Annotated in this window: 24 protein-coding genes; 14 read left to right on the forward strand and 10 right to left on the reverse strand. The window is 64.0% G+C overall.

What is annotated here, in order from left to right; translation table 11 throughout:
* Positions 1–69 precede the first annotated feature (69 nt).
* The 5 genes from AB5I84_RS00235 to radC form a co-directional block, all read right to left on the reverse strand.
* Positions 70–585, reverse strand: coding sequence for a TadE/TadG family type IV pilus assembly protein (locus tag AB5I84_RS00235; RefSeq protein WP_369453817.1), 516 nt, complete (start codon positions 583–585; stop codon positions 70–72).
* Between the two features lie 57 nt (positions 586–642).
* Positions 643–885 (reverse strand): hypothetical protein, encoded by a 243-nt coding sequence (locus tag AB5I84_RS00240; RefSeq protein WP_369453818.1) that lies wholly within the window; start codon positions 883–885, stop codon positions 643–645.
* A 615-nt stretch (positions 886–1,500) separates the two neighbouring features.
* Positions 1,501–1,671: a 50S ribosomal protein L33 gene (gene rpmG, locus AB5I84_RS00245; protein WP_369453819.1), complete on the reverse strand. Its 171-nt coding sequence runs from the start codon at positions 1,669–1,671 to the stop codon at positions 1,501–1,503.
* Positions 1,672–1,686: 15 nt separating this feature from the next.
* Positions 1,687–1,923, reverse strand: coding sequence for a 50S ribosomal protein L28 (gene rpmB, locus AB5I84_RS00250; protein WP_369453820.1), 237 nt, complete (start codon positions 1,921–1,923; stop codon positions 1,687–1,689).
* Between the two features lie 128 nt (positions 1,924–2,051).
* Positions 2,052–2,741 carry a RadC family protein gene (gene radC / locus AB5I84_RS00255; protein WP_369453821.1) on the reverse strand — a complete coding sequence of 230 codons (690 nt, stop codon included), beginning with the start codon at positions 2,739–2,741 and terminating at the stop codon, positions 2,052–2,054.
* 105 nt (positions 2,742–2,846) lie between these two features.
* On the opposite strand from radC, the gene coaBC reads away from it, so the two are divergent.
* Genes coaBC through slmA form a run of 5 tightly spaced genes read left to right on the forward strand, consistent with a single transcriptional unit; the run spans position 2,847 to position 8,502 of the window.
* Entirely contained in the window at positions 2,847–4,046 is a 1,200-nt protein-coding gene (coaBC, locus tag AB5I84_RS00260) for a bifunctional phosphopantothenoylcysteine decarboxylase/phosphopantothenate--cysteine ligase CoaBC (RefSeq protein WP_369453822.1), read from the forward strand.
* Between the two features lie 8 nt (positions 4,047–4,054).
* Positions 4,055–4,507: a dUTP diphosphatase gene (dut, locus tag AB5I84_RS00265; protein ID WP_369453823.1), complete on the forward strand. Its 453-nt coding sequence runs from the start codon at positions 4,055–4,057 to the stop codon at positions 4,505–4,507.
* A 33-nt stretch (positions 4,508–4,540) separates the two neighbouring features.
* Complete coding sequence (locus AB5I84_RS00270; RefSeq protein ID WP_369453824.1) at positions 4,541–6,973, forward strand: phosphomannomutase/phosphoglucomutase; 2,433 nt, start codon at positions 4,541–4,543, stop codon at positions 6,971–6,973.
* A 12-nt stretch (positions 6,974–6,985) separates the two neighbouring features.
* Positions 6,986–7,879 carry an acetylglutamate kinase gene (gene argB, locus AB5I84_RS00275; RefSeq protein ID WP_369453825.1) on the forward strand — a complete coding sequence of 298 codons (894 nt, stop codon included), beginning with the start codon at positions 6,986–6,988 and terminating at the stop codon, positions 7,877–7,879.
* Between the two features lie 32 nt (positions 7,880–7,911).
* A complete protein-coding gene (gene slmA / locus AB5I84_RS00280; RefSeq protein ID WP_369453826.1) occupies positions 7,912–8,502 on the forward strand; it encodes a nucleoid occlusion factor SlmA in 591 nt (196 codons plus the stop codon).
* Between the two features lie 29 nt (positions 8,503–8,531).
* Here slmA and AB5I84_RS00285 read toward each other — a convergent pair whose 3' ends face one another.
* Genes AB5I84_RS00285 through rph form a run of 3 tightly spaced genes read right to left on the reverse strand, consistent with a single transcriptional unit; the run spans position 8,532 to position 10,552 of the window.
* Positions 8,532–9,161, reverse strand: coding sequence for a hypothetical protein (locus AB5I84_RS00285; RefSeq protein ID WP_369453827.1), 630 nt, complete (start codon positions 9,159–9,161; stop codon positions 8,532–8,534).
* A gap of 26 nt (positions 9,162–9,187) precedes the next feature.
* A complete protein-coding gene (gene pyrE / locus AB5I84_RS00290; RefSeq protein WP_369453828.1) occupies positions 9,188–9,826 on the reverse strand; it encodes an orotate phosphoribosyltransferase in 639 nt (212 codons plus the stop codon).
* 9 nt (positions 9,827–9,835) lie between these two features.
* The gene (gene rph, locus AB5I84_RS00295) at positions 9,836–10,552 is read right to left on the reverse strand and encodes a ribonuclease PH (protein ID WP_369453829.1); all 717 of its coding nucleotides are present in this window, start codon (positions 10,550–10,552) and stop codon (positions 9,836–9,838) included.
* 132 nt (positions 10,553–10,684) lie between these two features.
* On the opposite strand from rph, the gene AB5I84_RS00300 reads away from it, so the two are divergent.
* Complete coding sequence (locus AB5I84_RS00300) at positions 10,685–11,548, forward strand: YicC/YloC family endoribonuclease (RefSeq protein WP_369453830.1); 864 nt, start codon at positions 10,685–10,687, stop codon at positions 11,546–11,548.
* Between the two features lie 18 nt (positions 11,549–11,566).
* Here AB5I84_RS00300 and AB5I84_RS00305 read toward each other — a convergent pair whose 3' ends face one another.
* The gene (locus tag AB5I84_RS00305) at positions 11,567–12,346 is read right to left on the reverse strand and encodes a class I SAM-dependent methyltransferase (RefSeq protein ID WP_369453831.1); all 780 of its coding nucleotides are present in this window, start codon (positions 12,344–12,346) and stop codon (positions 11,567–11,569) included.
* 182 nt (positions 12,347–12,528) lie between these two features.
* On the opposite strand from AB5I84_RS00305, the gene AB5I84_RS00310 reads away from it, so the two are divergent.
* The 6 genes from AB5I84_RS00310 (at position 12,529) to AB5I84_RS00335 (ending at position 18,254) form a co-directional block, all read left to right on the forward strand.
* Positions 12,529–13,557: an AraC family transcriptional regulator ligand-binding domain-containing protein gene (locus AB5I84_RS00310; protein ID WP_369453832.1), complete on the forward strand. Its 1,029-nt coding sequence runs from the start codon at positions 12,529–12,531 to the stop codon at positions 13,555–13,557.
* Positions 13,558–13,627: 70 nt separating this feature from the next.
* Positions 13,628–14,548 (forward strand): oxygenase MpaB family protein, encoded by a 921-nt coding sequence (locus AB5I84_RS00315; RefSeq protein ID WP_369453833.1) that lies wholly within the window; start codon positions 13,628–13,630, stop codon positions 14,546–14,548.
* A gap of 58 nt (positions 14,549–14,606) precedes the next feature.
* Positions 14,607–15,248 (forward strand): guanylate kinase, encoded by a 642-nt coding sequence (gmk, locus tag AB5I84_RS00320; protein ID WP_369453834.1) that lies wholly within the window; start codon positions 14,607–14,609, stop codon positions 15,246–15,248.
* A 67-nt stretch (positions 15,249–15,315) separates the two neighbouring features.
* Positions 15,316–15,579: a DNA-directed RNA polymerase subunit omega gene (gene rpoZ / locus AB5I84_RS00325; RefSeq protein ID WP_369453835.1), complete on the forward strand. Its 264-nt coding sequence runs from the start codon at positions 15,316–15,318 to the stop codon at positions 15,577–15,579.
* Between the two features lie 147 nt (positions 15,580–15,726).
* Complete coding sequence (spoT, locus tag AB5I84_RS00330) at positions 15,727–17,844, forward strand: bifunctional GTP diphosphokinase/guanosine-3',5'-bis pyrophosphate 3'-pyrophosphohydrolase (protein ID WP_369453836.1); 2,118 nt, start codon at positions 15,727–15,729, stop codon at positions 17,842–17,844.
* A gap of 23 nt (positions 17,845–17,867) precedes the next feature.
* A complete protein-coding gene (locus AB5I84_RS00335; RefSeq protein WP_369453837.1) occupies positions 17,868–18,254 on the forward strand; it encodes a RidA family protein in 387 nt (128 codons plus the stop codon).
* On the opposite strand, the gene AB5I84_RS00340 is transcribed toward AB5I84_RS00335, so the two are convergent.
* Entirely contained in the window at positions 18,247–19,089 is an 843-nt protein-coding gene (locus AB5I84_RS00340; RefSeq protein WP_369453838.1) for a Rossmann-fold NAD(P)-binding domain-containing protein, read from the reverse strand. The genes AB5I84_RS00335 and AB5I84_RS00340 overlap by 8 nt on opposite strands.
* A gap of 95 nt (positions 19,090–19,184) precedes the next feature.
* Here AB5I84_RS00340 and AB5I84_RS00345 point away from each other — a divergent pair, with 95 nt between their 5' ends.
* Positions 19,185–20,087, forward strand: a complete 903-nt coding sequence (locus tag AB5I84_RS00345; RefSeq protein ID WP_369453839.1) for a hydrogen peroxide-inducible genes activator — start codon at positions 19,185–19,187, stop codon at positions 20,085–20,087.
* Positions 20,084–22,156 (forward strand): ATP-dependent DNA helicase RecG, encoded by a 2,073-nt coding sequence (gene recG, locus AB5I84_RS00350; RefSeq protein WP_369453840.1) that lies wholly within the window; start codon positions 20,084–20,086, stop codon positions 22,154–22,156. Before AB5I84_RS00345 ends, recG begins: the two co-directional genes overlap by 4 nt.

The following is a 22,156-nucleotide window of genomic DNA, read 5'->3' on the forward strand; positions in this document are numbered from 1 at the left end:
GTGCACCTGCCGCCCCCTGGGGAGGCTCTGCGGTGCGTTAACAATGCGTCAGGTAAAAACGGGCAGGGGTCAGATCGATACCGTTGCCGCAGCGCTCAAGCACCCCGGCATGGGCGGAAAACCGCCAAAGAATCCCAGCTGCCGCGGGCCTTCCTGCACCGCCATGGCCCCGGGCACCCCCTCGCAACCGCCGGTTTCCAATTCCACTTTCAGGGCACAGCGGATCAATTCACCGTGTGGCGCGCAAGCTGGAGTGGCGATGCCGCCGAGGAACTCCGGCAGATGCCCCACTGCCGGCGCACCGCCGGGACCCGCAGCGCCGGTCATGGCCAAGTTGGCCAGCGCCACGGCGCCATCCACTGGCGTGGAGTGATCGGTCGACCGCTCCACCCACAGCGCCGCCGCAGAAGCACGGTCTACGGCGATCTGCATCCTGACTTGCCAGGAAAACAGCACACCGTAGACCGCCGCGGCGTAGACCAGACCGATGATCAGGGGAAACAAAATGAGGAATTCGAGCACAACCACGCCACGCTGCTGCCCAGCATTGGGCGGCACTGCTTTGTGTTGGTGTTTGATCGCCATGATGACTCCCCCGAAATACATGGCGCCGGTCTGCGCCGGCGCCATGACAGTCTGTTCTTATTCGCCAGGACCGACTTTGCCGGTCAGGTTGTCACCAATTTCAGAGAACACATCACCGATAACACCTTTCCCGCCTTCACCGCCCCCCCAGAACACCGCCCCAGCAATGAACAGCCCGATAACGATCACAGCGGCCAATACCAGGTACTCCAGCGCGGTAGCACCACGCTGACGGCCGGCTGCGGTGTTCGCCGCGGAGGAAAAACGACGCGCCATCATTTCAGTCAGTTTGTTTTTCATGATCCAGTCTCCCTAAGCGACTTTTTAAGTGGTGTTCAAACCATTTTTGTTGTCACGCCCCCGATCCGGAGGGGACAGTTGTGGCCATCCTAGGCGTGCGGCAGTGCTCACAACAATGTGAGGTTTGTGCGCAATCCGTAAGCGTAAGTAGCGCTTGGCAACAGTCCTGTCAGAACCCTGCCCGGGCGTGCCAATCGCCGCCCGACTTCTGCATCGCGCTCCTCCGCCACACCCCGACCTGTGACCCAGCTCACACGGCTAATGCGTTTCACGCATCAATTCAGCGCAAACTAATCCTATTTACCTAATAGCGGCAAGCGGGCCGGCCTATCCTTACGCGACCAGATGACAGCTTTATGTCTCAACACTGATCTGGATCAAGGCGCAGCAGTGCAACTTATGGGAGGGAAGGGCGCACGTAAGTCACAGTCTAATCAGCACTTTTTTGCAATCTCACAGCAGAGGCAAGGAGCTGTGATAGGGATCACGAAACGATTGTAAAAGATTGTGGAAAAAGCCCCAAGGCCGATCACTAATCAACCAGAGCCTGAATTGCGGCCACAAAAAAGCCCGGCAACAAGGCCGGGCTTTTTGCGGTATGTACCGGAGGCAGGATTACTTGATCTTGCCTTCCTTGTACATCACGTGCTTGCGGACCACCGGATCGAACTTGCTCATTTCGATCTTTTCCGGGGTGGTGCGCTTGTTTTTGGTGGTGGTGTAGAAGTGGCCGGTACCGGCGCTGGACACCAACTTGATCTTTTCGCGTGCTGCTTTACCTGCCATGGGTAAGGCCTCCCGTTAAACTTTCTGACCGCTGGCGCGGAGATCAGCGAGCACCTTGTCGATGCCAACCTTGTCAATCACGCGCATACCTTTGGAGGACACACGCAGACGCACGAAACGGTTTTCACTCGCCACCCAGAAACGGTGGAAGTGCAGGTTCGGCTCGAAGCGGCGCTTCGTCTTGTTGTTCGCGTGCGATACGTTGTTACCCGTAATAGGACGCTTACCGGTAACCTGGCAAACCTTGGACATTACTCTTGCTCCAGAATCGTGGCTCGGGGTGCTCCAGAGGCATGAGGCAACAGCCGGAACCCCGGATTAAGGCGGCGATTTATACCAGAGCGCCGGGAACGAGGCAAGCGTAAATCGCGCGCAAAGGCTCATTCCGTCAGCGGTCGCCACTGGCCGGTGGCGGCAATCGACACCCACTGGCCGCCGCCGACCACCAGATGGTCCACCAGCTTGATGCCCGCCACCGCCAGCGCTTCCTCCAGTACAAATGTCACCCGCACATCCGCCGCGCTCGGCTGCGGGTCACCGGAAGGGTGGTTATGACCGAAGATCACCGCGCCGGCGTTGAGCATCAACGCCCGGCGCAGCAGCTCACGCGGATACACCGTCACCCGGTCGAGCGTGCCGACGGCAATATCTTCCAGGGCCAACGCCGCATGGTGGCTGTCGAGGAACAGCACAGCCAGGGTTTCCTTGCCACTGCGCGCCAGATGGATGCTGAACATCATCGCCGCCTGCTCCAGCGACACCGGCTCGCCCTGACCGCAATACTGTGCCAGCACACAACGGCGGCCTAGTTCCGCCGCCGCCAGCACCAGCGCCAAGCGCGCCGGCCCAACGCCGGGCAACTGCTGCAAGACTGCCGCCGGTGCCCGCAGCAGTCCCTGCAGCGATCCGAACTGTTGCAGCCAGCCTCGCGCCAAGGTCACCGCGTCCTGTCCACCACAACCGCTGCCGATGAAAATGGCCAGCAGTTCGGCATCGCTCAGCACCATGCCGCCGTGGCCCAGCAGTTTTTCCCGCGGCCGCTCATCCGGCGGCCAATGCTTGATGGTCATGGGCACTTCCTCCTTGTTCCCAGGCTGGCGGCCCGTTGGGAGCCACTGCGGTTCGGTGCTACGCTTGCGCCTTTCCCCGGCGCAGCCACATGAGCAACAGGCACTATGGAACGACTGGTCAACAAACGTATTTTGCTGGGCGTGACCGGCGGCATTGCCGCCTATAAAAGCGCCGATCTGGTACGCCGCCTACAGAACGCCGGCGCCGAGGTGCGGGTGGTGATGACCGCCGGTGCGCAGGAGTTCATCACGCCGCTGACCATGCAGGCGCTGTCTGGCCACCCGGTGCATACCGACCTGCTGGACCCCAAAGCAGAAGCCGGCATGGGCCACATTGAGCTGGCACGCTGGGCCGACCTGGTATTGATCGCGCCGGCCACCGCCAGCTTTATGGCCCGCATGGCCCACGGCCACGGCAACGATTTGCTCAGCACCCTGTGCCTCGCCACCGGCGCCCCGATTGCCATTGCCCCGGCCATGAACCAACAGATGTGGGCCGATCCGGCGACGCAGAAGAACCTGCTGATTATCCAAGAAAAGAACGTGCGGGTGTTCGGCCCGGCGGCGGGCTCGCAGGCCTGTGGCGATGTGGGCCTTGGCCGCATGGTGGAACCGGAGCAGCTGGTACAGATGGCGGCCGACATGTTCGAGCACCGCGCGCTGACCGGCTGCCACGTGGTGATTACCGCCGGCCCCACCCGTGAGGCGCTGGACCCGGTGCGTTACATCACCAACCAAAGCTCAGGGAAAATGGGCTACGCGATTGCCGAAGCCGCTGCCGAAGCGGGCGCCCGGGTGACGCTGATCAGCGGACCGGTGAGCCTGCCGACCCCCAACCGGGTGCACCGCATCGATGTCATCAGCGCACTGGAAATGTATGACGCCACCATGGCGGTGGTGGATGCCGGCTGCGATATTTTCATTGCCACCGCAGCTGTGGCTGACTACCGCCCAGCCGAACTCTCCGAGCACAAGATCAAGAAAGCGGACGGCGATTTGGTGCTAACGCTGGTGAAGAACCCAGATATTGTCGCCACTGTAGCGGCCCATCCGCAGCGTCCGTTCACCGTTGGCTTTGCCGCCGAGACCCGTGACGTGCTGACCTATGCCCAGGGCAAACTGGAGAACAAGCGGCTCGACATGGTCGCCACCAATGATGTGTCCGGCCCCAATGTCGGCTTTAACAGCGATAACAACGCTCTGACCGTGATCTGGCAGGGCGGCCACAAGGTGCTGCCATTGGCCGCCAAGCGTCAGCTGGCCAACCAGCTGATGGAACTGATCGCGATCCGTTACAAACGTTAGGACTGCCCATGCGCCTGCAATTCAAGATTCTCAATCCGGCCCTTGGCCGGGATTACCCGTTGCCGACCTATGCCACCAGCGGCTCCGCAGGTCTCGACCTGCGCGCCATGCTGGACGCTCCGCTCACCATCGAGCCAGGCAGCACCCATCTGATTGCCACCGGTCTGGCGGTACACATCGCTGACCCGGCTTATGCCGCGCTGGTGTTGCCGCGCTCCGGGCTTGGCCACAAACATGGCATCGTGCTCGGCAATCTGGTCGGCCTGATCGACTCCGATTACCAGGGCGAGTTGATGGTGTCGTGCTGGAACCGCGGCACCAGCAGCTTCGAAATGCAGCCGGGCGAGCGTTTGGCCCAGCTGGTGATCGTGCCGGTAATGCAAGTAGAACTTCAGCAAGTGCAAGAGTTTGACGCCAGCGACCGCGGCAGTGGGGGATTCGGGCACAGCGGTCGCCAATAACAAGCAGGACCTACGCTTTCGGGGGGAAGCGCCATGACTACTGCAACACAGACCGGGCCGGCCACGGCGCGCCGGGCGGATGCCGGGCATCCGCGCCGTTACTTGATTCTTGCCTTACTCGCCACGCTGGCGCTGTTGGCCGCCGCCGCCAGCGCATTGGTGCTGCTGCTCCACCAGGACCAGCAGCTGCAACGCCAGCAACAGGCGGTGGAACTCACCGCGCCCGCCGCGCAGCTGATTCAGTACCAGCTGCAACGCAGCCAAACCCAACTGGCGGTGCTGACCGCGCATCCCGCCTTGCGTGGCGGCCCGCTGACACCTGAGCAACTGGCGCCGTTGGCGGCACAGTTGACGGCCGGTCTGGTGGACAGCCAGGTGCATCTGGTCAGCCCCCAAGAGACCCGGCCGCGCCAGGAGCTGTCATTTACCGCCCGTGACCTGCTGCAGAAAGCACGCAAAGGCGCCACAGCACCCGTGCTGATGCCGGGGGTGCCGCTGCGGGTGTTAGTGGCCGGCCCCAGCAACGACGGCAACACCCTGGTGCTGCTGGAGCAAGACCTCACCGCACTGGTGGCCCAGTTGCAGCGGCTGGAGTGGGGCGGCGGCGGCGTGACGCTGTCACTGCGCAGCGACAACCGACCGCTGTTAGGCTTCGGCCAGCGCAGCGGCGAACCGCTTTATCAACTGCCGTTGGCCGGCGACTTCATGCTGTCCTATCTGGCCCCGGCCACCGCGCCGGGCCTGCTGTCGACGCCGGCACTGTGGATCATGGCGGTGCTGGCGCTGCTGCTGATGCTGGTGCTGTATCTGACGCTGCGCGCGCAAGCCGGCGGCGTGCAGAAAGATACCGCCGCCGTGGCCCACCGCTTACGCACCGGCCAACAACCGCCACGGCACCGGTTCCGGTTCAAGACGCTGGCCGCACTGGACCAGCTGCTGCAGGACGATTTGGCCGAGCGCCGGCGCCGACGCGACAGCGAGCCCGCCATCACCAACAGCGAGCCGCCCCGCACCGCAGCGATGGTGGAGTTGGCACCGGAAGTGGAAGAACTCGACGCCCCCACCGCAGCGCCGCCAGCGGACAGCCGCATCACGCTCGACCCACGCCTGTTCGGTCGCCACAGCCTGCGCGGCCCGGTGCAAGAGCAGTTCACCGCCGACGCTGCCGAAGCGCTCGGTCGTGCCATCGGTTCGGCCGCCATCGATGCCGGCCAGCAGCGGGTGGTGGTGGCGCGGGATGTGCGCGCTTCATCGCCAGCGCTGTCTGAGGCGCTAGTACGCGGCCTCACCGCCAGCGGCCGCGATGTGATTGATCTCGGCATGGTGCCGCTGCCGGTGCTTTACCACGCGGTGCAGGTGCTCGACACCCAAACCGGGGTGATGGTCACCGGCGGCCACAGCGCCGCCAGCGTCAACGGTCTGAAAGTGATTCTGGCCGGCGAGTTGCTGCAGGCGGAAGCGCTGGCGGCATTGGGTCAGCGCTGGGCCAGTGGTGCCCTCAGTGAAGGCACCGGCAGCGTCAGCCGCAGTGACTTGCAGGAGCGTTACCTGCGTGCCGTGGTCGATGACGTGGCGCTGGCGCGGCCACTGAAAGTCGTGGTCGATCCCGGCAACGGCGCCGCCGCCGCGCTGGCCGTAGCGCTTTACAGCGCGCTGCACTGTGAGGTGATCGCGCTTAATGCGGAGCCGGACCCGCAGTTTCCCCAGCACCACCCAGACCCGGCGCGCCCGGAAAACCTGCAAGCGCTGGCCGAGGCGGTGCGTGCCCACGGCGCGGACTTGGGGCTGGCGCTGGATCTGGATGGCGACCGCCTTGGCGTGGTGTCCGCCAACGGCGACATCATCTGGGCCGACCGCGTGCTGATGCTGTTTGCCCGCGACCTGCTCAGCCGCACTCCCGGCGCCGATATCCTGTTCGACGTGCGCTGCAGCCGCGAACTGGTGAAGCTGGTCAGCCGCATGGGCGGGCGCCCGATGATGTGCCCCACTGGGCCCGCCGGCGTAATCCGGCGCCTGCGCGACACCGGCGCGCGGCTGGGCGGCGAGCAAAGCGGCCACTTCTACTTTGCCGACCGCTGGCATGGCATGGACGACGCGCTGTATGCTGGCGCCCGGCTGCTGGAGCTGCTGGCACAGGAGCATGTCGGCACCGACGATGTGTTTGCCCGCCTGCGGACCGGCCCCGCCACCCCAGAACTGCGCATTGCGGTCCCCGACGGCAGCGCCGCAGCACGGGTGGCGGCCCTCGCCAGCCAACCCAACCTGTTCGCCGACGCCACCGTGTCCACTGTTGATGGGCTGCGTGTGGATTTTGAGGACGGCTGGGTGTCGCTGCGGGCCAGCACCACTGAAGCTGCGCTGGGCATTCGCCTGGAAGGCCGCGACAACGCGGCGCTGGAGCGCATCAGCGCGCGCTTCCGGACCCTGCTGCAGCAGCAAGATTCGACACTGACTTTGCCTTTTTAATCAGGAGACATCATGGATCAGCAACGGGCAGGTGAGACGGCGCGCATTCTGGTCGAGGCGCTGCCTTACATTCAGCGCTTTTCCGGCGCCACCGTCGTGATCAAGTACGGCGGCAACGCCATGGATTCAGAGGAGCTGCAAAACTCCTTCGCCCGCGATGTGATCCTGATGAAAGCGGTCGGCATCCACCCGGTGGTGGTGCACGGCGGCGGCCCGCAGATTGCCGACCTGCTCAAGCGCCTCGGCAAGGAATCCTCTTTCATCCAAGGCATGCGCGTCACCGACGGCGAAACCATGGATGTGGTGCAGATGGTGCTCGGCGGCCTGGTCAACAAGGACATCGTCAGCCTGATCCAGCGCAATGGCGGCCGCGCCATCGGTCTGACCGGTAAGGACGGCGCCTTTATCCGCGCCAAGCGCATGAAGCTGCGCCCAAGCGGCGATGACCCATCAGTGGGCGCGGATGGCCTGATCGATATCGGCCAGGTTGGCGAAGTGGAAAGCATCGATGTGTCGGTGCTGGACATGGTGGTGAAGAGCGACTTCATCCCGGTGATTGCACCGATCGGCGTCGATGAGCAGGGCCGCTCCTACAACATCAACGCTGACTTGGTGGCCGGCAAAGTGGCCGAAGTGCTGCAAGCCGAAAAGCTGATCCTGCTCACCAACGTGGCCGGGCTGAAGGACAAGCAAGACAACATCCTCACCGGCCTCACCGCCGAGCGGGTGGAAGCGCTGATCGACGACGGCACCATCTACGGCGGCATGCTGCCGAAGATCGGTTGCGCATTGGAAGCGGTGCAGAGTGGGGTGCAAAGCGCCCATATCCTCGACGGCCGTCTGCCCCATGCGGTGCTGCTGGAAATCCTTACCGACCGCGGCATCGGCACCCTCATTACCCGCTGAGAGCAGCCATCGACCAGGGGAATTCAACCTCGATGAGTGACACCAAACTCTCGCGCAAGGACCAGATTCTGCAGGCCCTTGCGCACATGCTGGAAGCGGAGCCGGGCGGTCGCATCACCACCGCCGGGCTGGCGCGTGAAGTCGGCGTCTCGGAAGCGGCGCTGTACCGGCATTTTCCCAGCAAGGCGAAGATGTTCGAAGGGCTGATTCAGTTCGTCGAAGAAACCATCTTCAGCCGCGTTAACCGCATCACCCAAGACGTGCCGGACACGCTGGCGCAAGTGGAACAAGTGCTAGCACTGATGCTGACCTTTACCGAGCGCAACCCAGGCATCACCCGGCTGCTAACCGGCGATGCGCTGGCCGGCGAACACGAACGCCTGCGTCAACGGGTGCAGCAGTTCTTCGACCGCTTGGAAAGCCAGCTCAAGCAGATCCTGCGCGATGCAGAGTTCCGTGAAGGGCTGCGTACCGCGGCCACGCCGACGGTGACCGCCAACCTGCTGATGGCGGTGATGGAAGGCCGGGTAGCGCAGTTCGTGCGCTCGGGCTTCCGGCAATTGCCGACCCAAGGCTGGAACGAACAATGGCCGCTGCTGGCTGCCAGCGTGTTCCGAGACTGATACAAAAAACGCCCCTTCCGGGGCGTTTTTCATGGCGTCTCCACCAGCACCTGCAGCCGCTCGATGATCGGCTGATATTCCCGCCGCACTTTCTCGATGTCCGCTTCATGCTGCTCGATATCGCGCTCCAGCTCGCCAATCTGGCGGCTGTAACGGTCGATTACTTTGGTGGTGGCGTCCGGCACCGCTTGGCCGCGCCGCTCCATCTGCGCTGCCCGGGCGGTTTCCTGATCGAGCCGGCCCCGGGTCTGGTTGATGGTGTTACGCGCGTAGTCGATGCTCAGCTGCAGCGCGGTGATCTGACGATCGCGGGCCCGTTCGGCGTCGTCCGGCAGCGCATACAGCCGGCGCAGCTCGGCATCGCGCCGGGTCTGCTCCAACCGCGCCTCGGCCACCGCCTCCGCTGCTTCCCGCTCTGCCAACTCGGCCGCGGTGGGTGCCGGCGGCACGGTGCGGATCACTACCCCTTGGCGGCTAACGATCTGGTAACCGAAACGTGCCGCCTCCGGACTCGGGCGCGGGCTCATCACCCGGCGCCCTTGATCATCGGTATAGCGGTACATGGCCCCCGGCGGCACCGGAGCCGGCGCCGGTGGGGCTGCCATGCCCAACGATGTCCACAGCAGCAACACTGCTGCCATCCCCCCACGCATGGTCATGTTGCTGTCGTCCTTCCCGAGCCCTGTCAGACGCCGTATTGCTGCCGGTAGGCCTGCATCGCTGCGGTTTCCTCGGCATGGCCGTTGGCGGACAGGTAATCAATGATGTCGGCCATGCGCACGATACTGCAGACCTGCACCCCGAGACTGTGCTCCACGTCCTGAATCGCCGAGCGCTGACCCTGGCCCTTTTCTTGGCGGTCGAGCGCCACTACCACCCCGGCCATGGTGGCATCGCTGTGCTTGAACAGCTCCGCCACTTCTCGGATCGCGGTGCCGGCAGTGATCACATCGTCGATCACCAGCGCGCGGCCTTGCAGCGGTGCACCGACCAAAGTGCCACCTTCGCCGTGGTCCTTGGCTTCCTTGCGGTTGAACGCCCAGGGCACATCGCGGCCATGGTCCTGTGCCAGCGCAATGGACACCGCTGCCACCAGCGGGATGCCCTTGTACGCCGGGCCGAACAGCATGTCGAACTCAAGGCCGGAAGCAACGATGGCGGCGGCATAGAAACGGCCCAGATCCGCCAGCGCTTGGCCGGTATGGAAGGTGCCGGCATTAAAAAAGTACGGACTGACGCGGCCAGATTTGAGCGTGAACTCACCGAACTTCAGCGCCTGGCGCTGCAGCGCCACATCGAGAAATTGCTGCTGGTATGCGTGCATGAGCGCTCCTTACCAGCCCAGCGCCAGCTGCTGCTGGCGGATGATGTCGCGGATGCCATCGTTGGCCAGGGCCAGCATCGCTTGCTGCTGCTCGAAGGTGAACGGCTCGGATTCCGCCGTGCCTTGGATTTCCACGAAACCGCCGTGCTGGGTCATCACCACGTTCATGTCGGTGTCGGCACTGGAGTCTTCGTCGTAATCCAGATCCAGCACCGGTACGCCTTTGACGACACCGACCGACACTGCGGCCACCAGACCCAGTAGCGGGTCTTCTTTCACCTTGCGCGCGTTGAGCAGGAAGGTGAGGGCATCAACCATCGCCACGCAGGCGCCAGTGATGGACGCAGTGCGGGTGCCGCCATCGGCCTGCAGCACATCACAGTCAATCAGGATGGTGTTCTCGCCAAGCTTTTTCGCGTCCACCGCGGCACGCAGTGAACGGCCGATCAGGCGCTGGATTTCCAACGTGCGGCCGCCTTGCTTGCCGCGCGCCGCTTCGCGCTGATTACGGGTATGGGTGGACCGCGGCAACATGCCGTACTCCGCAGTAATCCAGCCCTTGCCCTGGCCTTTCATAAAGCGCGGCACCCCGTCTTCGACGGAGGCGGTGCACAGCACCTTGGTGTTGCCGAATTCTACCAACACACTGCCTTCGGCGTGCATGGTGTATTGACGGGTGATTCGGATATCGCGCAATTGCGCCGGGGCACGGCCGGAGGGACGCATGCTGGCTCCTGTGTCCTGATTCAAGAAAGGGAAGGGCGCAAGTCTAGCACAGCACCACCGGGGCGGCGCTGGCTCGCGGCTGGCCGGGGCAGCCGGTAGACTCAGGCACTTTGCCAGCCACCGGAGCCGCCCATGATCCAGAGCATGACCGCCTTTGCCCGCCGTGATGCACACCATGACCACACCACCCTGGTCTGGGAGATCCGCTCGGTGAACCACCGCTACCTAGAGCTGACGCCACGCCTGCCGGACGCCTTCCGCGAACTGGAAGGCCCGCTGCGTGAACGCTGCCGGGTGCACCTGAACCGCGGCAAAGTCGAAATCGGCCTGCGCTACCAGCAGCAGAGCGCCAGCAACCAGCTGCACATCGACACCGCGCTGGTGGCACAGCTTGGCGACGCGCTGGACCAGATCGGTGCGGTGCTCGGCCCCACCGCTGCCATTAACCCGGCGGACATCCTGCGCTACCCCGGCGTGCTGCAAACCCCGGAGCAGGACTTCAGCAGCCTGGTGCCGGCGGCGCTGGCACTGCTGGATGCCACCTTGGCCGAACTGGTCGAGCAACGTGCTCGCGAAGGCGCGGTGCTGGCCCAGCTACTGGAAGACCGTTTGGTGGGCGTGACCGAACAAGTGGCCCGCACTCGGGCGGCGCTGCCGCGCATCCAGGAAGCGCTGCGCCAACGACTGCAGCGGCGGGTAGAAGAAGTCGTGGCACAGCCGGACCAAGATCGTCTGGAGCAGGAACTGGTATTGCTGGCGCAGAAAATGGATGTGGCCGAGGAGCTCGACCGGCTGGAAGCCCACGTGGCAGAAGTGCGCCGCACGTTGAAGCAGGGCGGTCACGTTGGCCGGCGGCTGGACTTCCTGATGCAGGAGCTGAACCGGGAGGCCAACACGCTGGCCTCCAAGTCCATTGATACCGACACCACCCAAGCGGCGGTGGAATTGAAAGTGCTGATCGAGCAGATGCGTGAGCAAGTCCAGAACATCGAGTGACCGCGCTACAGCGCTGGATCAGGCGGCGAGGCGCTCGACCCGTACCCCGTTTTGGTGAGTGCCAACGCCGCGCCATTCCAGCGGCTGGCAGTGCATCACCAACGACAGCGGTTCATCGGCGCCAGGCGGCTGAATCACTAACTCCAACAGATCGCCCCACAGCCGCGTCCGTTGCAGCGGCACCGGCTGCTCGTCGATCCACAGTTCACCGGACACTTCCTGATAGTGCTGGGTCAGCGCCAGCCGGTACTGGCGGCCGTCGTCATCACGCCACTGCCAGTCGCCGGCCACCTGCGCCGGCACCACCCACAAAAACAGCGCCGAGCCACGCACCTTCACCTTACGGTCGGGGCGCCAGTCGCCCATGTCGAACGCGTGGGAAACGATGCGTGCGCCGGGCTGCAACTCGGTCAGCAACCGCGGGCGCAAGCTCAGGTTGACGCCATGCAGCAAATACATGGACACCACCGTGGCCGGGGCAAAATCGAATTCGAACAGGTCACCTTCGAGGAAGCACACTTGGTGCTCGACGCCCATCTGTACCGCGTAGGCGTTGGCCATGGTGACGCGGTTGCGGTCGATTTCCACGCCCACCGCTTGGGCGCCAAAACGGTGGGCGGCGGCCACCACGATGCGGCCATCACCGGAACCGAGATCGAACAGCACGTCTTCGTGGTCGACGCCGGCGAGATCGAGCATGGCGTCAACAATACGCTCGTCGGTGGGCACAAACGGCACGTCCAAATGCATGCCGAGCATGTCGCAAGGGTCGGTATTGATCCATGAATCGCTGAGCAAGAAGCACTCCTGTTTGCAGATGATCGGCCTGGAAGGGTACCCGATCCGGGCGCTGGCCACGAATTGACCCGCCGTGTAAAGCCGGTCAGTGACGGCTTGTACGCCAGCGGGCATGCTGATTCCGGGTGCCTGGTGCACCCGGTTGCCGCTGTCTGTTGCCACCGTCCGGGGACTGCTCTGCCATGACCGATGCTGCCCAATCGGCGGGTTTTCCCGCCACCTACTCGCGCCTGCTGGCCAATGAGCTGCAACTGACGGGCGATACCTTGCCGGCGCTGTTAGCCGGTACTGCGCTGACCCCGGACGATCTGCTGTCGCTGTCTCACACGGTGTCGGCAGCGGACCAGTACCGGCTGATCCGCAATGCGCTGGCGTTCGAGCGCCAGCCGGCGTTGGGGCTTTGGATTGGCTGCCGCATGCCGTTGTCAGCCCATGGCGCCATCGGCATGGCGCTGGCCACGGCGCCGACGCCATTGGAGGCATTCCGGGTGATGGCCCGTTTCGGCCAATTGCGCGTGCCGGTACTCACCACCCACGTCAGCGAAGGCGACCACTGGGTGACGCTGGAGGTCCACAGCCAACTGCCGATGGACGCCGTCGGGCGGTTCCTGATCGAGGTGCTCCTAGCCTCGGCACTCACCTTCATCGGCGAACGTGGCACGCCGCAGCTGTCGCTGGCGTTCTCGCCACCCGACCACGCCGACGCTTACCGCGCCCTGCTCGGGATCACGCCGCGTTTCGGCCAGCCGACGCATCAACTGCGCATTCAGCGCAGCGCCTTGCTGCACCCCAACCCGCTTCACGACCCGCTGCTGCACCCGCACGCGCTCGCGCTGTGTGAGCAGTTACAAACCCCGCAGCAGCCGTTCAGTCAGTGGCAAACCCGCGTTACCGCCTTGCTGCGCCAACACCCTGGCCGGCTCTGGCCGCTGGAAGACATTGCCCGCGCCCTGCATGTGGCGCCGCGTACCCTGACCCGCCACTTGCACCGGGAGGGACATCGCTACCAGCAACTCCGCGACCAGGAACTGCAACGCCAAGCCCGCCAACTGCTGCGGCAATCGGATCATACCGTGACGTCGGTGGCGCTGATGCTCGGCTACCAAGATGTGGCGTCATTCCGGCGCGCGTTCCAGCGCTGGACCGGTGAGGCACCGGGGCCGTGGCGGCGCCAGCACGAGCGCGATTGGCCGGAAAAGTCCCCCGACTGACGGCTTGCGCACTCCCGCCCAAGGATGACAGCCCGCAGCATCAAGGCTCCGTGACCCGCAGGAGATCACCATGCCGACCTATCGCAAACGTTTTGGGCTGCGCCCGGACCCGGCGGTGGCTGCCGAAATCGCCAGCCTGGATGCCGAACGCGACTGTCAGCGCATCGTCTACCTGCTCAGCGCCTATGAATTTCCATGGGACTTCAACCGGGCGCTGGAACTGGCGCTGTTCTACACCTATGCCAGCCAACCGATCGCGACATTGCTGGACCGTACCGGCGAGTTTGAGCGCCATGGCCAGAAACGCTACGACGACACCCAACTGCTGGTCGCCTATCTGCTCGAATGCGGCTATGAGCACGGCGACGGCGCAGCGGCACTGACGCGCATCAACCGCTCCCACAGCCACTATCGTATTGCCATGGACGACTTCATCTTCACGCTGTGGACCTTCATTGCGTTTCCGATCCGCTGGACCCAACGCTGGAGCGCCCGGCCGATGACCGCCCATGAGCAGCAGGCTTGGCTGGTGTTCTGGCTCGAAGTGGGCCAACGCATGGGCCTTACTGGTCTGCCGACCACCCGCGCCGACTTTGATGATTGGGTGGAGCGCTACTGCCAACAGCACTTTGTCGCCAACCCCGCTAGCGCGCGAGTGGCGGCCAGCACCATTGCGATCATGGAAGCCTGGTTGCCGGGCCCGCTGCGCAGCCGCGTGGCGCCGGTGGTATACAGCTTGTTCGACGACGATCCCCGCTTTTTAGCCGCTATTGGCGCCCGCGCTCCGACACCATCTTGGCGACCGCTGATTGATCTGGCCCTGCGCTGGCGAGCCCGCGCTCGGCGCCACTGGGTACTGCACGACTACCCGGTATCACGGGAGCGCAGCCGCACCCGCAGCTACGGGCGCCAGACGCCGCCAATCGACCACTTAGCACCGGAGCGGCTGCGGCGCGCCGAACAACGTCCGCCGTCAGGGAGCGGGCTTTGACAAGCCGCGGCGCCATCGCCACCATGCGCCTTCCAACCTCGTACGGCCGACTTCCAGCATGCAATCCGACTCTTGCCTTGGCACCCTGTTCATCGTTTCGGCGCCTTCCGGCGCTGGTAAAACCAGCCTGGTGGCGGCGCTCGCCGAACAACTGGCCGACGTGCAGACCTCGATTTCCCACACCACCCGGCCGATGCGTCCGGGCGAGCAGGATGGCGTCAACTATCACTTCACCGACCGCGAGCAATTTCTGGCGGCGGTGGCGGCGGGGCGCTTCCTGGAGCACGCCGAGGTGTTCGGCAACCTGTACGGCACCAGTGCCGACTGGGTCGATGCCCAACGTGCCGCCGGCAAAGACGTGATCCTGGAGATCGACTGGCAAGGCGCCGCTCAGGTACGCCGGCTGGTGCCGCAAGCACGTTCAATCTTCATCCTGCCGCCGTCGGTAGCAGAGCTGGAGCGGCGGTTGCGCGGCCGTGGCCAAGACAGCGATGAGGTGATTGCCCACCGCGTGGCCGGCGCCCAAGAAGAAATGACCCACTACGGCGAATTCGATTTCCTGCTCATCAATGATGACTTCGACACCGCGCTGACCGACCTGAAAGCAATCTTCCTCGCCAACCGTCTGGCACGTCCGCTGCAGCAGCAACGCCATGCGGCGCGGTTGGCCGACTTGTTGTCGCCCCCGGCCAACGGGTAGAATCGCCGGCCCGGTGCCCGGCTTTGTTGCCCTGGCACACCCGATTTGAGCGTCTCTTGAGGTAGCCATGGCCCGCGTCACTGTTGAAGATTGCCTGGAAAAACTGGACAACCGTTTTGAGCTGGTGCTGGTTGCCAGCAAGCGCGCCCGCCAACTGCAAACCGGTGGCAAGGAGCCGCGCGTGGCATGGGACAACGACAAGCCCGCAGTGGTCGCGCTGCGCGAAATCGCTGAAGGCTATGTCACCCGTGACTCGGTAGAAGCCGAACTGGCTGACCACAGCGGCGAGCTTGATGAGCTGGCGCTGCTGACCAGTTCCTTCGGCGAATAATCCCGCACCGCAAAACCTTCCAGCTTTTCAAGCACTCACGGCGTTTTCACCCGGAAAGCGCCGTGGACAAGCCCCGGCTTCGTAATTAGTCTTAGGTGATGCGCTGATCCTTTCGCCACACCCATTCCGAAGCTGATAGGCCTGCTTTTGTCCACCATTCAGAACCTGGTCAAACGTCTTAACAGCTACTTGAGCGATGACCAGATCGCCCAGGTGGTGCGCGCCTACGAGTTCGCCGAGCGAGCCCATGAGGGCCAGTACCGGCGCAGTGGCGATCCCTACATCACTCACCCATTGGCGGTGGCCAACATTCTCACCGACATGCACATGGACCATCAGAGCCTGATGGCCGCCATGCTGCACGATGTGATCGAAGACACCGGCGTCAGCAAGGAAGTGCTGGCTGAGAAGTTCTCTCCGGATGTAGCCGAGCTGGTGGACGGCGTGTCCAAGATTGCCCAGATCAAGTTCGAGTCGAAAGCCGAACAGCAGGCCGAGAACCTGCGCAAAATGATGCTGGCCATGACACGCGACATCCGCGTGATCTTGGTGAAGTTGGCCGACCGCCTGCACAACATGCGCACGCTGCACTCGATGCCGCCGGAAAAGCGCAAACGCATTGCCTACGAAACCTTGGAAATCTACGCCCCGATCGCCAACCGGCTCGGCATGTACAACATGCGGGTGGAGTACGAAGATCTGGGCTTCAACGCCATCTACCCGATGCGCGCCAACCTGATCTCCAAGGCGGTGCGCTCGGCGCGCGGCCACCGCAAGGAAATCCTCTCGACGCTGAAGAACAACATCGAGAATTGCCTGCAGGACGAGGGCATCGACGCCCGCATCCTCGGCCGCGAAAAGCACCTGTACAGCATCTACAACAAAATGAAGGAGCAACATAAGTCTTTCAACGAAATCATGGATGTGTACGGTTTCCGCATCGTGGTGGACCGGGTCGATACCTGCTACCGGGTGCTCGGCGCGGTGCACAACTACTTCACCCCGATCCCGGGGCGGTTCAAGGATTACATCGCCATTCCCAAGGCCAACGGCTACCAGAGCCTGCACACCACCTTGAAGGCGCGCAGCGGCATTCCGCTGGAAATCCAGATCCGCACCGAAGAAATGGAAGCGATGGCCAACAACGGCATCGCCGCCCACTGGCTCTACAAAGAAGACACCTCTGGCGGCGCCACGCCCACCCACACCCGCGCCCAAGCGTGGATGAGCCGACTGCTGGAGATGCAGCAAAAAGCCGGCAACTCGATGGAGTTCATCGAGAACGTGAAGGTGGACCTGTTCCCGGACGAGGCCTACATCTTCACCCCCAAGGGCGAAATCAAGGAGCTGCCGATCGGCGCCACGCCGGTGGACTTTGCCTACGCGGTGCACACCAAGATCGGCAACACCTGCGTGGCGGCGCGCATCGATGGCAAGCTCGCGGCGCTGTCGACGCCACTGGAGTCGGGTCAGACGGTGCGCATCATTACCGCGCCCAATGCCACCCCGAATCCTTCCTGGCTGAACTTCGTCGTCACCGCCAAAGCGCGCACCAACATCCGCCACTTCCTCAAACACCAACGCCGCGAAGATTCGATTCAGCTCGGCGAACGGCTGCTGGAAAAGTCCCTCACCAGCTACGGCATCACCATGAACGAATTGCCGATCGAGCGCGTGATCAGCGAGCTGAGCGCCAACGGCTACGGCTCTCTTGATGACCTGCTGGAAGACATCGGCCTCGGCAACCGGCTGGCGCCGCTGGTGGCGCGCAAGCTATTCGGCCCGCGTGATGACACCCGCAGCGACGCCGACGACCGCCGGCCGCTGGCGATTCGCGGCACCGAGGGCCTGATGGTGAGCTACGCTAAATGTTGCTGCCCGCTGCCTGGCGACGCGGTGATCGGCCACCTCAGCGCTGGCCGCGGCATCGTGGTGCACCGCGACACCTGCAACAACCTGCTGGCAGAGATGCGCAACAGCCCGGAAAAATGCATCGCGCTGTACTGGGATCGCGCGGTGGACCAAGAATTCAGCGCCGCCATCCGCATCGAGATGCTCAACAAGAAGGGCATTCTTGCCACCCTTGCCAACACCTTCAGCGAGATGGGCTCAAACATCGATACGCTGACCATGCAGGACCGCGACGCCGGCACCACCGTCATCAACGCCACCGTCACGGTGCGCGACCGCATCCATCTGGCGCGGGTAATTAAACGCTTGCGCAAACTGGAAAACGTCTACCGAATCAGCCGCGTCAACGCGTGACCGGCACCCGACAGGACCCGCCCATGAGCAACCGTTCGATCATCCAGACAGACCAAGCGCCAGCCGCCATCGGCACCTACTCGCAGGCCATCAAGGTCGGTGACACCGTTTATCTGAGCGGCCAGATTCCGCTCGACCCCGCCACTATGGACATGGTCGACGGCGGCATCGAGGCCCAGGTCCGGCGCGTGTTCGAAAACTTGGGGGCGGTCTGCGACGCCGCCGGCGGCTCACTGCAGCAACTGGTGAAGCTGAACATCTTCCTCACCGACCTCGGCGACTTCGCCACCGTCAACACCATCATGGCGCAGTACTTCGAAGCCCCTTACCCGGCCCGAGCGGCGGTGGGCGTGGCATCACTGCCGCGCGGCGCGGCAGTGGAAATGGACGGCGTGCTGGTGCTCAACTGAGTTCGCCGTTGCGAAACCGCTCCAACACCGGCCGGTAGCCGGCACGGTAATCCGGATAACACCAAGCCACTGGCCGCACCGCCAGGTAGCGGCTGCGCAGTCGCTTGCCGGCGGGTGCTGCGGCCGGCGGCAGGGTGAGCCCTAACTCGCTCGCCAACCAGTGCAGCACCTCATGGTTGGATACCGGCTGCGGATCGGTACCGATCACCACTGGCGGTAACGCCTGCCCGGCCAAACGCGCTTCGCCCAACGCCACCAGCAGCGCCGCCGCATCATCGCGATGGATACGGTGGCTCCAGACCGACGCCGGCAACGCAGCGCCATCAGCAGCCAACTGCTGCACCTGTCGCAACAACCGCACACTGTCTGGCCCATACAGGCCGCTAAGTCGCACCGCCACCGCCGTGGTGCGTTGGAACACGGCGGTTTCCGCTTCCAACAACACGCGGCCATTGAAGCCGTCCGGCGCCGGCGCGGTCAGCTCATCCACCTCGCCTTGGTCGGCGCCGTACACCGCGGTGCTGGACACGAACAGCGCCGGCGGCCGTTCGCCACGCACCGCCAATGCATCCAGCACTGCAATCGGCGCCCGGATATAGGCATCGCGGTAGGCCGCCTCGGTGCGCTCATCTGGCGCCATGACGATGTACACCAGATCCACCGGCGCTGCCGGTAGCTGCACCGGCTCTTGACCGAGCTGCTGGGGAAACACTTCGACGCCGTCCGGCGCTTCCGCACGGCGCCGCAGCGCGCTCACCTGATGGCCACGTTCACACAGGCTGCGGGCCACCCGCTGGCCCAGATCACCCAGTCCACAAAGCAGAATATGTGCCACGGTTTTAGTCTCCTGCCGGCTTGACGAAGCAGTACCATACGCCTACTAATTGTCACCAATCCATAGTTAAAGATGATGGCTGACCAGGAGCCCCCATGACGCTCACCGAACTCCGTTATCTGGTCGCGCTAGCGCGCGAGAAACATTTCGGCCGTGCCGCCGAGATGTGCCATGTCAGCCAACCGACCCTCAGTGCCGCCATCCGCAAGCTGGAAAACACGCTCGGCCTGACGCTGTTCGAGCGCCGCCCGCGGGAAGTGCGGGTCACCCACGATGCCGAGCCAGTGATCGCCCAAGCACAACGAGTGCTGGAACAAGTAGAGCTGCTGGAGCAACTGGCCAACACCCAACGCGACCAACTGGCCGGCCCGCTGCGCCTTGGCGCTATCTTCACGGTGGCGCCTTACCTGTTCCCGGTGTTGGTGCCGCGGGTGCGCAAAGCGGCGCCGGACATGCCGTTGTTCATCGAAGAAAACTACACCCATGTGCTGCGCAGCAAACTGGAGCGCGGTGAGTTGGATGCCATCATCGTGGCGCTGCCGTTCTCCGGCGGTGGCTTGGTACGCGCGCACATGTACGAGGAGTCGTTCTCGGTGCTGCTGCCAGCCGGCCACCCGTGGCGCAAACAAAAAACCGTGCGCCCGGAACAACTGCTGGACGAGAACCTGCTGCTGCTCGGTGAAGGCCACTGCTTCCGCGACCAGGTGCTGGAACTGTGCCCGGCGATCGATTCAGAAAAACACAAAAACCTGGTGCAGATCGAAGGCGGCTCGCTGGAAACTCTGCGCCACATGGTGGCCGGCGGACTCGGCATCACCATCCTGCCGAACTCGGCGATCAGCAGTCACAGCTACAACGACGATGCGTTTGAAGTGCGGCCGTTCATCAAGCCGGTACCGCGCCGCACCATTGCGCTGGTGTGGCGCGACAGCTTCCCGCGCCCGCGCGCCATCGAAGTAGTGCGCCAAGCGGTACCGCGCGAGGAGCTCAGCCATTGAATGAGCTGGCCGCACGGTCGCTCGCCACGCTCAAAGGCGTCGGCCCGAAAACCGCCGAACGCTTGGCCGGCATGGGCCTGCACACGGTGGAGGACCTGCTGTTCCACCTGCCGTTCCGCTACGAAGACCGCACCCAAGTCGCCGAAATCGGTCGCCTGCGACCGGAACAGCATGTGGTAGTGGAAGGCGAGATTCTGCGCACCGACATCCTGTTCAGCCGGCGTCGCAGCCTGCTGTGCAGCATCCGCGACCACAGCGGTCAGATCAATTTGCGCTTCTTTCACTTCAACGCGCAGCAAAAAAACAGCCTAGAAGTGGGCCAGCAGGTGCGCGTATTCGGCGAGGTGCGCGTCGGCAGCACCGGGCTGGAGTTCTTCCACCCCGAATACGTGGTGGCCGTCGACGGCGCGCTGCCGCAGCTGGAGCGCTGCCTGACGCCGGTGTACCCGACCACCGACGGCGTACATCAACGCACTCTGCGCGGCGCCATGGAGCAAGCACTGGCGGTGCTGCGCCAATTTCCGCCCAAGGATCTGCTGCCGGCGGACGGCGCCGCCGCCCATCTGCCGAGCCTACGTGATGCGCTGCTGACCCTGCACGCGCCAGACCCGGATGACGGCATCGACGCTCTGCTGGGCGGCACTCACCCGGCACTGCAGCGACTGGTGGTGGAAGAAATGGTGGCCCACCAAGTGGTGATGCTGGCGCGCCGCGCCGGCCAGAAAGCGTTGGGCGCGCCAGCATTGCAAGGCGAGCGCTTGTTCCGCCAGCTGCGCGAAAGCCTGCCATTTCAGCTTACCGGTGCTCAACAACGGGTGATTGAAGAGATCAACACCGACCTCGCGCAGCCATCGCCGATGCTGCGCTTGGTGCAAGGAGATGTGGGTGCCGGCAAGACGCTGGTGGCCGCGGCCGCAGCCCTTAATGCCATCGAGTCCGGCTACCAAGTAGCGCTGATGGCACCCACCGAATTGCTCGCCGAGCAGCATCACGCCAGCTTTCAGCGCTGGCTGGCACCGCTCGGGCTAGAGGTGGCCTGGCTGTCCGGCAGCCTCGGGCAGAAGGCCCGCCGGGAAGTGGAAAGCGCGCTGTCAGAAGGCCGCGCCGGGCTGGTGGTTGGCACCCACGCGCTGTTTCAGGAACGGGTGCAATTCCAGCGGTTGGGGCTGACCATCATTGACGAGCAACACCGCTTCGGCGTGCATCAACGGCTGGCACTGCGTGATAAGGGTCGCAGCCAGCAGCAGGTACCACACCAGCTGGTGCTCACCGCCACACCGATTCCGCGCACACTGGCCATGAGCGTTTACGGCGACCTCGATACCTCGGTCATCGACGAACTGCCGCCCGGCCGACAGCCCATCGAAACCCTGGTGCTGCCCGCCAGCCGCCGCGCGGATGTGATCGCCCGCGTGCATGCCGCAGCGCGCAGCGGCACCCAGATTTATTGGGTGTGCACTCTGATTGAAGAGTCCGACAGCTTGCAGGCACAGGCGGCCGAGGCGACGTGGCAGGCGCTGTGTGAAGCCTTGCCAGACCTGACCGTGGCACTGGTGCATGGCCGCATGAAGCCGGCAGAAAAAGCCGCGGCCATGGCGCGCTTTGCCGGCGGTGAAGCGCAGCTGCTGGTGGCCACCACTGTGATCGAGGTGGGGGTGGACGTGCCCAACGCCACGCTGATGGTGATGGAAAACGCCGAACGACTGGGCCTGTCGCAACTGCACCAGCTACGCGGCCGGGTCGGGCGTGGCGCGGAGCAGAGTTATTGCGTGCTGCTATATCAGCCGCCGCTGTCACTGACAGCAAAGAAACGACTGGCGGTGATGCGCGAAACCACCGACGGCTTCCGCATCGCCGAAGAAGACCTGCGCCTGCGCGGGCCAGGGGAGTGGCTTGGCACCCGCCAAACCGGTGAATTGTCATTGCGTATCGCTGATCTGATGCGCGACGAAGAGCTGGTGGAGCCCGCGCGCACGCTGGCCGCACGCATTCTTTCCGAGCAGCCTGATGCTGCCAAGGCGCTGGAAAAACGCTGGCTAAAAGGCTCGCAGGATTATTTAGATGTGTAA

The sequence above is a fragment of the Alcanivorax sp. REN37 genome (genome assembly GCF_041102775.1).
In the GTDB taxonomy this organism is placed as follows: Bacteria; Pseudomonadota; Gammaproteobacteria; order Pseudomonadales; family Alcanivoracaceae; genus Isoalcanivorax; species Isoalcanivorax beigongshangi.